The sequence below is a fragment of the Streptomyces yerevanensis genome (assembly GCF_000716805.1).
Lineage (GTDB): Bacteria > Actinomycetota > Actinomycetes > Streptomycetales > Streptomycetaceae > Streptomyces > Streptomyces flaveus.
Genome location: NZ_JNWJ01000028.1, coordinates 15,156 through 28,223, shown reverse-complemented (window position 1 = coordinate 28,223; position 13,068 = coordinate 15,156). Strand labels below are relative to the sequence as shown.

Sequence of the window (13,068 nt, the reverse complement as noted above, 5' to 3'; positions counted from 1 at the left end):
GTCTCGCTGGCCATCTCAGCCCCACACCCTAGCTTTCAGCGCATACGGTTGGGGACTTCCGGGTAGAGCCGATGGTTGCACGCGTGGCTGTGTACGGGTTCGCGCATACCCCGCTCTAGTCCGGATACGGCGGAAATCTTCCGGCCAGCTCCCGCACTTCTTCACGCACCCGCCGGGCAGCGTGTACATCACGCAGCGCGGCGGCGAACAGTACCGCGATCCGGGCCATCTCCACCTCGCCCATGCCCTGGGTGGTGACGGCGGCCGTCCCCAGGCGCAGTCCGCGCACGTCCGGGTGGGGCAGTGCGCAGGTGTCGAGGACCAGACCGGCGGCGGCAAGGCGGCCGCGGGCACTGCGGCCGTCCACGCCGAGCGGTGCCGGGTCGAAGGTCAGCAGGTGGGTGTCGGTGCCGCCCGTGGTGACGGCGAGGCCCTCGGCGGTCAGCCCCGCCGCGAGCGCCCGTGCGTTGGCAACCACCTGATGGGCGTACGCCGTGAAGGCCGGCGTGGCCGCCTCGCCGAACGCGACGGCCTTGGCGGCGATCGTGTGCATCTGGGCGCCGCCCTGGGTGAACGGGAAGACGGCCCGGTCGACGCGCTCGGCCAGCTCCGTGCCGCACAGCAGCATGCCGCCGCGGGGGCCGCGCAGCACCTTGTGCGTGGTGGCGCAGACGACGTCGGCGTACGGCACGGGGCTGGGCGCCGCTCCCCCGGCGACGAGGCCGATGGGATGGGCGGCGTCGGCGATGAGATAGGCGCCCACCTCGTCCGCCACGGCCCTGAATGCGGCGTAGTCGATGTGCCGCGGGTAGGAGATGGAGCCGCACACGATGGCTTTCGGGCGGTGGGTCCGGGCGAGCGCGCGCACCTGCTCGTAGTCGATGAGGCCGCTCTCCGGGTCGACGCCGTAGCCGACGAAGTCGAACCAGCGGCCGGAGAAGTTGGCGGGCGAGCCGTGGGTGAGGTGGCCGCCGTGCGGGAGGCCAAGGGCGAGGACGGTGTCGCCGGGGCGCAGCAGGGCGGCGTATGCGGCGAGTACGGCCGAAGATCCGGAGTGGGACTGCACGTTGGCGTGCTCGGCGCCGAAGAGGACCTTGGCGCGCTCGACGGCGAGGCGTTCGGCCACGTCGACGAGTTCGCATCCGCTGTGGTGGCGGGCGCCGGGGTAGCCCTCGGCGTACTTGTTCGCGAGCGGTGAGCCGAGGGCGGCCAGCACGGCGGGGGAGGTGAAGTTCTCGGCGGCGATCAGCTGAAGCGTCGTCGACTGCCGGTCCAGTTCCCCGAGGAGGATCTCGGCCAGCTCGGGATCCTGCCGACCGAGCACGTCGGCGGGCAGCAGGCCGTCAAGCGTATGTGTGACCACCATCGTGGACTCCGGACCGGCAACCCCGTACGGGGCGGCCTGATATCGGTGGGAAAGTACGTCCAATGTAGAACCGCGTCCCCTGCTGCGCCCGTTGTTACGCCCGACCCGGGGACCCCGGGAGCGGTCAGGTGCGGGCCGGGCCCCTCCCCCACGCGCCGCTGTGACATCAGTCGCTCCGCGACGGGCCGTCCGTCGGAGGTTGTCCCGCGGCCGCGTCAGGTGCGGGCCGGTACGCCCGTCAGCGCCGTCACCACCGGATCGATCGCCTGCTGGATCTCGTCCCCCACCGAGCGGAAGAACGGCAACGGTGCCCCGTACGGGTCGTACACCTCGTCCGCCTCCACCGTCGGGGCCAGGAGCCACCCGCGTAGAGCTGCCGCGGCGCGGACCAGGGCTCGTGCGCGCGCGACCACACCGTCCTCCAGGGGAGGCAGGGTTGCCGGGTCTATGGCCTTCACCAGGCGGGTGAACTCCTTGAGGGTGAAGGTGCGCAGGCCCGCCGAGTGGCCCATGGAGATGACCTGGGCCCGGTGGTCGCGGGTGGCCGTCAGGACCAGGTCCGCTCTGATGACGTGTTCGTCCAACAGCTCCCGGCCCACGAAGCCGGAGGCGTCCGCGCCGAAGTCGGCGAGGACCGCCTCTGCGTTGGCCTCCATGGGGGCGCCCTCGTGGCCCCAGGTGCCGGCGCTCTCCACGATCAGGCCGCCCCACAGCGGGTCGCCGAGGCGGTCCGCCAGGGCATGGCGGGTCAGCCGCTCGGTGATCGGCGAGCGGCATACGTTGCCGGTGCTGACGTGGAGGATGCGGAAGGTGTCCCGGGGTAGCCCTGTGAAGGTCCCCGTATCGTCCCCGTTGCCTATGCCACGCCCCGCGTCAGGGGCCGTCAATTCGCCACCTCGAGGTCGGGTACCACCTTGCGCAGCTCCTCGGCCGACAGCGCGCCCGCGCGCAGCAGGACCGGCACCTTGCCCGTGACGTCGACGATCGAGGAGGGGACGTTGCCGGGGGTGGGCCCGCCGTCAAGGTAGACCGAGACGGAGTCGCCGAGCATCTCCTGCGCGGCGTCGCAGTCCTCCGGCGCCGGATGGCCGGTCAGGTTCGCCGAGGACACGCCCATGGGACCGACCTCGGTCAGCAGCTCGATCGCCACCGGGTGCAGCGGCATGCGCACGGCGACGGTGCCACGGGTGTCCCCCAAGTCCCACTGGAGGGACGGCTGGTGCTTGGCGACCAGGGTCAGCGCGCCCGGCCAGAACGCGTCGACGAGCTCCCACGCCATCTCGGAGAAGTCGGTGACGAGGCCGTGCAGCGTGTTCGGGGAGCCGATGAGAACAGGGGTGGGCATGTTGCGCCCACGGCCCTTGGCCTCCAGCAGATCGGACACGGCCTCCGAGCTGAACGCGTCGGCGCCGATGCCGTACACGGTGTCGGTGGGCAGCACGACGAGCTCACCCCGGCGTACGGCGGACGCGGCTTCGCGCAGACCTGTAGAACGGTCGGTCGCGTCGTTGGTGTCGTATCGCCGTGCCATTTAGCGAGCCTCCTCGTACACGTACTGCTGGCTTGAAGTCTTCGAACAAGGCGTGCCGAACGCAATGCCGCGCGCCGGGTTCACGGCATCGCCCTGCGGGCCGTGGCGAACCGCGGCCGGTTGTTGAGGTCGGGGTGGTCGGCGGCGTCGGCCCAGCCCCGCTCCTCGGTGAAGATCCACGGCACCTGCCCGCCCTGGGTGTCGGCGTGCTCGACGACGACGACGCCGCCGGGCCGCAGCAGCCGGTGCGCGGTGCGCTCCAGGCCACGGATGAGGTCGAGTCCGTCCTCGCCCGAGAACAGGGCGAGTTGAGGATCGTAGTCCCGCGCCTCGGGCTGTACGTACTCCCATTCGGTGAGCGGGATGTACGGAGGGTTGGAGATGACGAGGTCCACCTGGCCGTCGAGGTCGCGGAAGGCGTCCCGGGCGTCTCCCTGACGCAGCTCGACCCTGGACCCCTCGACGTTCTTGCGCGTCCACCGGAGCGCGTCCTCGGACAGCTCCACGGCGTGTACGCGGGAGCGCGGCACCTCCTGCGCCATGGCGAGCGCGATCGCCCCGGACCCCGTACAGAGGTCGACGATGAGCGGCTCGACGACATCCATCGCGCGTACGGCGTCTATGGCCCAGCCGACGACGGACTCGGTCTCCGGGCGCGGCACGAACACCCCTGGCCCGACCTGGAGTTCCGTGTACCGGAAGAAGGCCCGCCCGGTGATGTGCTGGAGCGGTTCGCGGGCCTCGCGGCGGGCGATGACCTCCCAGTAGCGGGCGTCGAAGTCGGCGTCCTTGACCGAGTGCAGCTCGCCCCGCTTCACGCCGTGCACGAAGGCGGCGAGCTCCTCCGCGTCATTGCGCGGTGAGGGCACGCCGGCATCGGCAAGGCGCTGGGTGGCCTGGGCCACTTCCGCGAGCAGCACGCTGCGGGGGTTCGGGGGCCGCCCCCCAAAATGTTGCTGCACGCTGGTCCTCCGGGGCTGAGCTGTTGTCTTGTCGCTGTTGCGCGGCGTTATGCGGCGGCGAGCTTCGCGGCCGAGTCCGCGTCCACACAGGCCTGGATCACCGCGTCGAGGTCACCGTCGAGCACCTGGTCCAAGTTGTACGCCTTGAAGCCGACGCGGTGGTCCGAGATGCGGTTCTCCGGATAGTTGTACGTTCGGATCTTCTCGGAGCGGTCGACGGTACGGACCTGGCTGCGCCGGGCGTCCGCCGCCTCCTTCTCCGCTTCCTCCTGGGCCGCCGCGAGGAGCCTGGAGCGCAGGATACGCATCGCCTGCTCCTTGTTCTGCAACTGGCTCTTCTCGTTCTGACAGGAGGCGACGACTCCGGTGGGAATGTGCGTGATGCGCACCGCGGAGTCGGTGGTGTTGACGGACTGGCCGCCGGGGCCGGACGAGCGGTAGACGTCGATCCTCAGGTCGTTGGGGTTGATCTCGACGTCGATCTCCTCGGCCTCCGGGGTCACGAGGACACCGGCCGCGGAGGTGTGGATCCGGCCCTGGGACTCGGTCGAGGGCACGCGCTGCACGCGGTGCACCCCGCCCTCGTACTTCATGCGGGCCCAGACACCCTGGCCGGGCTCGGTGGCGCCCTGGCCGCCCTTGGTCTTCACGGCGACCTGGACGTCCTTGTAGCCGCCGAGCTCGGACTCGGTGGCGTCGATGATCTCGGTCTTCCAGCCGACGCGCTCCGCGTACCGCAGGTACATGCGCAGCAGGTCGCCCGCGAACAGCGCGGACTCGTCGCCTCCGGCGCCGGCCTTGATCTCGAGGATGACGTCCTTGTCGTCGTTGGGGTCGCGCGGGACCAGCAGCAGCCGCAGCTTCTCGGTGAGCTCCTCGCGCTGCTTCTCCAGCTCCTTGACCTCGGCCGCGAACTCCGGGTCGTCGGCGCCGAGTTCGCGGGCCGTCCCGATGTCGTCGCCGGTCTGCTTCCAGGAGCGGTACGTCGCGATGATGGGGGTCAGCTCGAAATAGCGCTTGTTGAGCTTGCGCGCGTTCGCCTGGTCCGCGTGGACCGACGGGTCGGCGAGCCTTTTCTCAAGATCGGCGTGCTCGCCGATCAGTTCCTCGACCGCCTCGAACATCTCCGGCTCCAATGACGTACGTGAAAACAGGGGCTGCACCATCGCAAAGCGCCGGTCCCGAAGCCCCCTTTGCGGGGACAACGAGGACCGGCGCTGTGAGGTCGCTACTTCTTGGCAGCGGCAGCCTTGCCGAAGCGGGCCTCGAAGCGGGCCACACGGCCACCGGTGTCGAGGATCTTCTGCTTGCCCGTGTAGAACGGGTGGCACTCGGAGCAGACCTCGGCACGGATGCTGCCGCTGGAGATCGTGCTACGGGTGGTGAACGACGCGCCGCAGGTGCAGCTGACCTGCGTCTCGACGTACTCGGGGTGGATGTCGCGCTTCAAGGTGTCTCCTAGTTTCGGGAGGGCACCGGGTCGCTGCCGCGGGCTGCGGAGCGTGAACCGGGGCCGACGTACCAGTCTGCCATCGACTGGTGTCATCCCCCAAAACAGGGGGGCGGGGTCTTGTATTCCCTGGCCGTAGGGGGGTGGGTTCGCGGAACGGGGTGCCTCGCCGGCGCCGCGGGCGTCTGCGGGTTGTTTGTGGCTGGTCGCGCCCCTATGCGGCGCCTACGACGCTCTTTGCCTTGCCCGTCGCCGTGCCTTCTGTGGCCGTCTTCGGGATGGGGCGGTCGTTCTTCAGGGCCTTCCACACCAGATCGGTCTTGGACTTGACCATGAGGACCCGGTTGCCGTCGGCCGGGTCGTACTGGACCGGCATCGTCACCATCGTCATGTTCGAGGAGCCGATGCCCTTGAGTCCGCCCGCGAACGAGGCCAGATCCTGGGGCGAGTCGAGGTCGGAGTCGGTCGTGACGGCGTTCGTCGCGGTGTCGGCGAGGTCCCACAGCTTCTTCGGGCTGGTCAGTACGCCGACCTGCTTGATCTGCTCGACCAGTGCCTTGATGAACGCCTGCTGGAGCTGGATGCGGCCGAGGTCGGAGCCGTCGCCGACGCCGTGCCGGGTGCGGACCAGGCCGAGGGCCTGCTCGCCGGTGAGCTGGTGGGTGCCGGCCTTGAGGTCCAGGTGGCTGTCGGGGTCGGATATGTCCTCGGTCGTGGTGACCTTGACGCCGCCGAGTTCGTCGATGAGCTTCTGGAAGCCGCTGAAGTCGACCTCTATGTAGTGGTCCATGCGGATGCCGGTCATCGACTCGACGGTCTTCACCGCGCAGGCGGCGCCGCCGGTGGAGTACGCGGAGTTGAACATCGCGCTGGACGCGCCCTCGTGCGTGTCGCCCTCGGTGTCGGTGCACTCGGGGCGCTCTACGAGGGTGTCGCGGGGTATGGAGACCACGCTGGCCTTCTTGTGGCCCTTGTAGACGTGCACGATCATCGCCGTGTCCGAACGGGCCGAACCGTCGTCGACGCCGCCGCCCAGCTCCTTGTTGCTGCCGGAGCGGGTGTCGGAACCGAGTACGAGAATGTCCTGCGAGCCGTTGTCGACGTCCAGGGGCCGGTCGGTACCGAGGGCCTGGTTGATGTCGACGCTGTTGAGGTTGTTGTTGAGCTTGAAGTACACGTAGCCGAGTCCGGTGCCGCCCAGGACCACGATGCCCGCCGCGGCCCAGGCCGTGACAAGGAGGGCCTTTCCGCGTGTGCTTCGCGGCTTGCGGCGGCGACCCTTGGCGCGGCGGCGCGGGCCGGTGGGTCCGGAGGCTTCCGGGTTGCCGGAATCAGGTGTGCTCTCGGCAGACATGTGCTCCTCAGTCCTCGTCCGGTCGGTTACCCCCTGTGTGCAGGGTCAGGCATGGGGTGTCAGGCATGACTGGCATGTCACGACCCGTCACGTCAGACGTTGAAACCGAAAAAAGGGTTGCATGACGCACTGTGGCCACCCTGTGGGCGAATATGAGCAATCCGTGACCTACGAGAGCGAAGTCTGCCCGCTCACCTGCGATTTCAGGCCAATTCTTGGTCCTGTTCGCAGTGGGTGGCGGTCTTCACACGTGTGGCGAAGGTCTCGCGACAGAGGTCTCGCCGATGCCCTTCATGGCCGTACAGGCGCGACGCAAAGGGCCGCCCCCGTCACGTGCGTGACGGGGGCGGCCCTCAGAAAACTGATGCAGGAAAACTGACGTCAGTCGCCGTTGCCCGGCATCGGCGTCGTCTTCTGGATCTGCAGCAGGAACTCGCCGTTCGACTTCGTCTGCTTCATCTTGTCCAGGAGCAGCTCGATCGCCTGCTGCTGGTCGAGCGCGTGCAGCACCCGGCGCAGCTTCCAGACGACGCCCAACTCGTCGTTGCCGAGCAGGATTTCTTCCTTACGGGTGCTGGACGCGTCCACGTCCACCGCCGGGAAGATGCGCTTGTCGGAGAGCTTCCGGTCGAGCTTGAGCTCCATGTTGCCGGTGCCCTTGAACTCCTCGAAGATCACCTCGTCCATGCGCGAGCCGGTCTCGACAAGGGCGGTGGCCAGGATCGTAAGAGATCCGCCGTCCTCGATGTTGCGCGCGGCACCGAAGAAGCGCTTCGGCGGGTACAGCGCGGTCGAGTCGACACCACCGGACAGGATGCGGCCGGAGGCGGGGGCGGCGAGGTTGTACGCACGGCCCAGACGCGTGATCGAGTCGAGCAGTACGACCACGTCGTGGCCCAGCTCCACCAGGCGCTTGGCGCGCTCGATGGCCAGCTCCGCGACCGTGGTGTGGTCCTCGGCCGGGCGGTCGAAGGTCGAGGAGATGACCTCGCCCTTGACCGACCGCTGCATGTCGGTGACCTCTTCCGGACGCTCGTCGACCAGGACGACCATCAGGTGGCACTCGGGGCTGTTGACCGTGATCGCGTTGGCGATCGCCTGAAGGATCATGGTCTTGCCGGTCTTCGGCGGGGCCACGATCAGACCGCGCTGGCCCTTGCCGATCGGCGCGACCAGGTCGATGATCCGCGTCGTCAGCACCGCCGGGTCGGTCTCCAGACGGATCCGGTCCTGCGGGTAGAGCGGCGTCAGCTTGTTGAACTCCGGGCGGCCACGGCCGAGTTCGGGCGCCATGCCGTTGACGGAGTCGAGCCGGACAAGGGCGTTGAACTTCTCACGCCGCTCCCCCTCCTTCGGCTGCCGGACCGCGCCGGTGACGTGGTCGCCCTTGCGCAGACCGTTCTTGCGGACCTGGGCGAGGGAGACGTACACGTCGTTCGGACCGGGCAGGTAGCCGGACGTACGGATGAACGCGTAGTTGTCGAGGATGTCCAGGATGCCCGCGACGGGGATCAGGACGTCGTCCTCGGCGACCTGCGGCTCGGCGATCTCGTCGCGGCCACGGCGGCCACGGCGGTCCCGGTAGCGACCGCGACGGCCGCGACGGCCGCCCTCGAAGTCGTCATCGTCCTGCTGCTGACGGTCCTGGCGGTCCTGACGGCCGCCGCCCTGCTGCTGGCCGCGCTGCTGCTGGCCGCCGCCCTGGCCCTGCTGGTCGTCGCCCTTGCCGCGGCCGCGGTCCCGGTCACGGCCGCCTCGGTCGCCCCGGTCGCGGTCACGGCTGCCCCGGTCACGGTCGCGGCGGCCCTGACGGCCCTCGCCACCCTGGTCACCGGCGTCGGCCCTGGTCTCGCCCTGGGGCTGCGCCTGGGCGGGCGTCTCGGCCTTCGGCTCGCTCTTCGCCTCGGCGGTGACCGTCTCGGGGCTGCCCGCGTCGGCGATGGCCCGGCGACGCCTGCGCTCGACGGGAGCGTCCTCACTGGCCGGCTGACCGGGAATCTCGATCTGCTGCTGGGCCACGGCCTTTTCGGCGCTCTCGGCCTTGTCCGCCTTCTTCTCGCTCTTCTCGGCGGACTTGGCGGCGGGGGATGCGGATTCGTCCCCCGTACGAGCCTTCGAGGTGGTCCGGCGCTTCGGCTTGGTCTCGGTGGCCGCCTCGGCGGTCTTCGCCGGGGCACCCCCTCCCGCCTGCGCCTCCTTGATGACCTCGATCAGCTGGCTCTTGCGCATCCGCGCGGTGCCCCTGATGTTGAGGCCGGATGCGACCTGCTGCAGCTCGGCCAGCACCATGCCCTCAAGGCCACTGCCGCGGCGCCGACGGGAGCCTGAAGCACCGGTGGCAGGCGCGGCGGAGGCGTCCGTGGCGGGCGCGGCAGCGGTCTCCTCGACACGTGCGCCCATCAGATCGGTGGTGTCGCTCACGAAGGGTCCTTCCCTGGAGCGGACGTCGGCCTGTCTGGCTCGGCGACCGGTTGTGCTGTCCGGCTTCGGTCCTGTGGTGTGGACCGCGCCGGGGCGGTGGTCCGCCAAAGAGGCGGAGGGAATATTTGCTGGATGACGTTTCCGGGGGCCGTGACACTGATGTGCGGTGTCGATCGGCTCGGTCACGCCGGTTCCGGAGCGTGCTCAGGACTGCTCAGCGCATAAGCACCGAATGCGTGACACAAAGCAGTTTGGGAGGCTCCCGGAAAGAGGTCTGTCCCGGACGGGGACACGAAGCACCTCGCCATGGTGGGGTCGGGTGCAGACTTGAGATTAACACTACCGGATCCAACAAACATTCCCCCTCTCCAAATCCGGCAACCGTACGCTTTTAATCGACACCGTAGGTGGCAAGCGGCAGCACGCTCGCTCCCTGGGCATCGAGGCTCAGCCGGTTGGCCGCCCAGCCCTCGCCGGCCAGGCGCGAGACCTTGTCGGCGGTGGCTTCGTCGGCCAGCGCGAGCACGGTGGGACCCGCACCGGAGATCACGGCGGGGACCCCGTCGGCCCGCAGCCGCTCCACCAGAGCGGCGCTCTCCGGCATGGCGGGAGCGCGGTACTCCTGGTGCAGTCGGTCCTCGGTGGCGGGCAGCAGCAGCCCGGGGCGCCTGGTGAGGGCCTCTACGAGCAGTGCGGCGCGGCCCGCGTTGGTGGCGGCGTCGACGTGCGGCACGGTGCGCGGCAGCAGTCCGCGGGCGGTCTCCGTCAGCACCGGCTTCCCCGGTACGAAAACCACCGGAACGATGGAATCGGCGGGATCCATCCTGATGGCGCGTGCGGCGCCGCCCTCGATCCAGGACAGCGTGAAACCGCCGAGCAGACAGGCCGCGACATTGTCGGGATGGCCCTCGATCTCGGTGGCGAGCTCGAGGAGCGCCTCGTCGTCGAGCTTCGCGTCCCCGCCGATGGTCACGGCGCGCGCGGTGACGATGCCCGCGCAGATCGCGGCGGACGAGGAGCCGAGGCCGCGGCCGTGCGGGATGCGGTTCGCGCAGACGATTTCGAGTCCGCGCGGCTGTCCGCCCAGCAGATCGAAGGCGGTACGGAGGGAACGTACGAGGAGGTGACTCTCATCACGCGGGAGTGTCTCGCTGCCCTCACCTGCGATGTCGATGTCCAGGCCGGAGTCGGCCACCCGGACGACCACGTCGTCGTAGAGCCCCAGCGACAGACCGAGGGCGTCGAAGCCCGGGCCGAGGTTGGCGCTGGTGGCGGGGACGCGCACCCGGACGGCGGCGGCGCGGAACGCTGGACCGGCCATCGCTCGATGACTCTCCTTGAGCTTGAGCTGCGAGATTGTCGAGATGTGTCGAAATCCTGCGAGACGAACGGAAGATCACGGAAGACCCCGCGGCCGCAGAGACGGCGCGGCACCGCGGCATATGCGGCGGGCGGGTTACCTACAGCTTATCGAAGGAAGGTTCCGTGGCGACATAGGGCGCACGGGAGGCGCATGGTGCGTGCCATAAGCCCCCCGTGCACCCCCTGTCAGGAATTACAGGTTAGGCGAAACCGAGGCGCCACGCTTACGCAAGCCCGAGACGCTCTGCCGCAGTTGCCGCGTCCACCGGGACCGTGACGGGCTGCGGGGCGCCCGCGACGGCCCAGTCCGGGTCCTTGAGGCCGTTTCCGGTCACCGTACAGACGATGCGCTGGCCCGGGTCGACCTTGCCCTGCTCGGCGGCCTTCAGCAGGCCGGCGACGGACGCGGCGGACGCGGGCTCGACGAAGACGCCCTCCTGGGAGGCCAACAGCCGGTAGGCGCGCAGAATCTCACGGTCCGTCACCTCATCGATGAAACCGCCCGATTCGTCCCGCGCGGCAAGCGCGAACTTCCACGAGGCCGGGTTGCCGATCCGGATCGCGGTGGCGATGGTCGACGGATCCTTGACGACCTCCCCGCGCACGATCGGGGCGGAACCGGAGGCCTGGAAACCCCACATTCGAGGGGTCTGCTTCGCGATCCCATCGGCCGCGTACTCCGTGTAGCCCTTCCAATAGGCCGTGATATTGCCCGCGTTGCCCACCGGCAGGACGTGAATGTCAGGTGCGTCACCCAGCATGTCCACGATTTCGAACGCGGCGGTCTTCTGACCCTCGATGCGCACCGGATTGACTGAATTCACCAGCGCCACAGGGTAGTTGTCGGACAGATTGCGCGCGAGCGTGAGGCAGTCGTCGAAGTTCCCGTCGACTTGGAGGATCTTCGCGCCGTGCACGAGCGCCTGGCCCATCTTGCCGAGCGCGATCTTGCCCTGCGGGACGAGTACGGCGGAGACCATTCCGGCCCGTACGGCATACGCGGCGGCGGAAGCCGACGTGTTCCCCGTCGAGGCGCAGATGACGGCCTTCGCACCCTCCTCCTTGGCCCGGGTGATGGCCATGGTCATACCGCGGTCCTTGAAGGATCCGGTGGGGTTCGCGCCCTCGACCTTGAGGTGCACCTCGCAGCCCGTGCGCTCGGAGAGCACCTGCGCGGGCACGAGGGGCGTGCCGCCCTCGCGGAGCGTCACGACCGGCGTGCTGTCGGATACCGGCAGCCGGTCCCGGTACTCCTCGATGATTCCGCGCCATTGGTGGGTCATTGCTGGTTACTCTCCTTCAACCCGCATGATGCTGGCGACACCCCGCACGGTGTCGAGGCTGCGCAGCGCCTCGACGGTCCCGTTCAGGGAGGCGTCGGACGCGTGGTGGGTGACGACGACCAGAGAAGCCTCGCCGTCCTTCCCCTGCTGGCGAACCGTATCGATCGAAACGCCGTGCTCGGCGAAAACGGTCGCGACCTGGGCGAGAACACCCGGTTTGTCCGCCACATCGAGACTGATGTGGTATCGCGTGACGACCTCGCCCATCGGCGAGACGGGCAGCTGGGTGTACGCGGAGGCGCCGGGTCCGGTGGCGCCGCTGATCCGGTTGCGGCAGACGGCCACGAGGTCACCGAGGACCGCGGAGGCGGTCGGCGCACCGCCCGCGCCGGGACCGTAGAACATCAGCTGCCCCGCGGCGTCTGACTCGACGAACACGGCGTTGTACGCACCGCGCACGGAGGCGAGCGGGTGGGCCAGCGGAATCATCGCGGGGTGCACGCGCGCGGTGACGGACCCTCCGTCGGCGGCCCGTTCACAGATGGCGAGCAGCTTGATGGTGCAGCCCATCCCCTTCGCCGAGGCGAAGTCGGCGGCGGTGACCTCGGTCATGCCCTCGCGGTACACGTCGTCGAGCCGCACGCGCGTGTGGAAGGCGATTCCGGCGAGGATCGCGGCCTTGGCAGCGGCGTCGAAGCCTTCGACGTCCGCGGTGGGATCGGCTTCCGCATACCCGAGCGCGGAGGCCTCGTCGAGGGCCTCCTGGTAGCCGGCGCCCGTCGAATCCATCTTGTCGAGGATGAAGTTGGTGGTGCCGTTGACGATGCCGAGCACGCGGTTGACCTTGTCACCGGCGAGGGACTCGCGCAGCGGCCGGATCAGCGGGATGGCACCGGCGACGGCCGCCTCGTAATAGAGGTCCTTGTTCTGCTCCTCGGCGATGGCGTGCAGGCCCGCGCCGTCCTGGGCGAGCAGCGCCTTGTTCGCGGAGACGACGGAGGCGCCGTGCTCGAAGGCGGTGGTGATGAGGGAGCGGGCGGGCTCGATACCGCCGATGAGCTCGACGACCACGTCGATGTCCCCGCGTTTGACGAGGGCGGTGGCGTCGGTGGTGATGAGCTCGGCCGGGATGCCCTCCCGTACCTTGTCGGGCCGCCGGACGGCGACGCCCGCCAGCTCGACGGGGGCCCCGATGCGGGCGGCGAGGTCGGCAGCGTGCGTCGTCATGATGCGCGCCACCTCTGAGCCGACAACACCACAGCCCAGCAGCGCCACCTTCAGCGGACGCGTACGCATCATCCGACCTCGTTTCCTCTTACCGTCACGGTGGATCCAGTCT

Annotated in this window: 11 protein-coding genes; all 11 read right to left on the bottom strand. The window is 69.3% G+C overall.

Annotation, left to right across the window (positions count from 1 at the left end; all coding sequences use genetic code 11):
• Positions 1-115: 115 nt before the first annotated feature.
• The 11 genes from OP79_RS27455 to OP79_RS27405 all read right to left on the bottom strand — a co-directional run bounded on the left by OP79_RS27455 (position 116) and on the right by OP79_RS27405 (position 13,028).
• Entirely contained in the window at positions 116-1,366 is a 1,251-nt protein-coding gene (locus tag OP79_RS27455) for a serine hydroxymethyltransferase (RefSeq protein WP_033323857.1), read from the bottom strand.
• A 215-nt stretch (positions 1,367-1,581) separates the two neighbouring features.
• The gene (locus tag OP79_RS27450) at positions 1,582-2,253 is read right to left on the bottom strand and encodes an arsenate reductase/protein-tyrosine-phosphatase family protein (protein ID WP_033323856.1); all 672 of its coding nucleotides are present in this window, start codon (positions 2,251-2,253) and stop codon (positions 1,582-1,584) included.
• On the bottom strand, positions 2,250-2,897 hold the full coding sequence (locus OP79_RS27445) for an L-threonylcarbamoyladenylate synthase (protein WP_033323855.1): 648 nt from the start codon (positions 2,895-2,897) through the stop codon (positions 2,250-2,252). Before OP79_RS27445 ends, OP79_RS27450 begins: the two co-directional genes overlap by 4 nt.
• A gap of 80 nt (positions 2,898-2,977) precedes the next feature.
• Entirely contained in the window at positions 2,978-3,817 is an 840-nt protein-coding gene (prmC, locus tag OP79_RS27440; protein WP_033323854.1) for a peptide chain release factor N(5)-glutamine methyltransferase, read from the bottom strand.
• Positions 3,818-3,906: 89 nt separating this feature from the next.
• Complete coding sequence (gene prfA, locus OP79_RS27435) at positions 3,907-4,983, bottom strand: peptide chain release factor 1 (protein ID WP_033323853.1); 1,077 nt, start codon at positions 4,981-4,983, stop codon at positions 3,907-3,909.
• Positions 4,984-5,087: 104 nt separating this feature from the next.
• On the bottom strand, positions 5,088-5,309 hold the full coding sequence (rpmE, locus tag OP79_RS27430; protein WP_033323852.1) for a 50S ribosomal protein L31: 222 nt from the start codon (positions 5,307-5,309) through the stop codon (positions 5,088-5,090).
• Between the two features lie 214 nt (positions 5,310-5,523).
• A complete protein-coding gene (locus OP79_RS27425; protein WP_033323851.1) occupies positions 5,524-6,663 on the bottom strand; it encodes an LCP family protein in 1,140 nt (379 codons plus the stop codon).
• 381 nt (positions 6,664-7,044) lie between these two features.
• On the bottom strand, positions 7,045-9,084 hold the full coding sequence (gene rho, locus OP79_RS27420; RefSeq protein ID WP_033323850.1) for a transcription termination factor Rho: 2,040 nt from the start codon (positions 9,082-9,084) through the stop codon (positions 7,045-7,047).
• 391 nt (positions 9,085-9,475) lie between these two features.
• Complete coding sequence (gene thrB / locus OP79_RS27415) at positions 9,476-10,405, bottom strand: homoserine kinase (RefSeq protein WP_033323849.1); 930 nt, start codon at positions 10,403-10,405, stop codon at positions 9,476-9,478.
• Positions 10,406-10,670: 265 nt separating this feature from the next.
• The gene (thrC, locus tag OP79_RS27410) at positions 10,671-11,729 is read right to left on the bottom strand and encodes a threonine synthase (RefSeq protein WP_033323848.1); all 1,059 of its coding nucleotides are present in this window, start codon (positions 11,727-11,729) and stop codon (positions 10,671-10,673) included.
• Between the two features lie 6 nt (positions 11,730-11,735).
• Positions 11,736-13,028, bottom strand: a complete 1,293-nt coding sequence (locus OP79_RS27405) for a homoserine dehydrogenase (protein ID WP_033323847.1) — start codon at positions 13,026-13,028, stop codon at positions 11,736-11,738.
• Positions 13,029-13,068 lie beyond the last annotated feature (40 nt).

Bases quoted from the DNA above. Each gene is read 5' to 3' on its own strand.
- OP79_RS27455 (WP_033323857.1), bottom strand. From the start codon at position 1,366: ATGGTGGTCACACATACGCTTGACGGCCTGCTGCCCGCCGACGTGCTC.
- OP79_RS27445 (WP_033323855.1), bottom strand. From the start codon at position 2,897: ATGGCACGGCGATACGACACCAACGACGCGACCGACCGTTCTACAGGT.
- prfA (WP_033323853.1), bottom strand. From the start codon at position 4,983: ATGTTCGAGGCGGTCGAGGAACTGATCGGCGAGCACGCCGATCTTGAG.
- OP79_RS27425 (WP_033323851.1), bottom strand. From the start codon at position 6,663: ATGTCTGCCGAGAGCACACCTGATTCCGGCAACCCGGAAGCCTCCGGA.
- thrB (WP_033323849.1), bottom strand. From the start codon at position 10,405: ATGGCCGGTCCAGCGTTCCGCGCCGCCGCCGTCCGGGTGCGCGTCCCC.
- thrC (WP_033323848.1), bottom strand. From the start codon at position 11,729: ATGACCCACCAATGGCGCGGAATCATCGAGGAGTACCGGGACCGGCTG.
- OP79_RS27405 (WP_033323847.1), bottom strand. From the start codon at position 13,028: ATGATGCGTACGCGTCCGCTGAAGGTGGCGCTGCTGGGCTGTGGTGTT.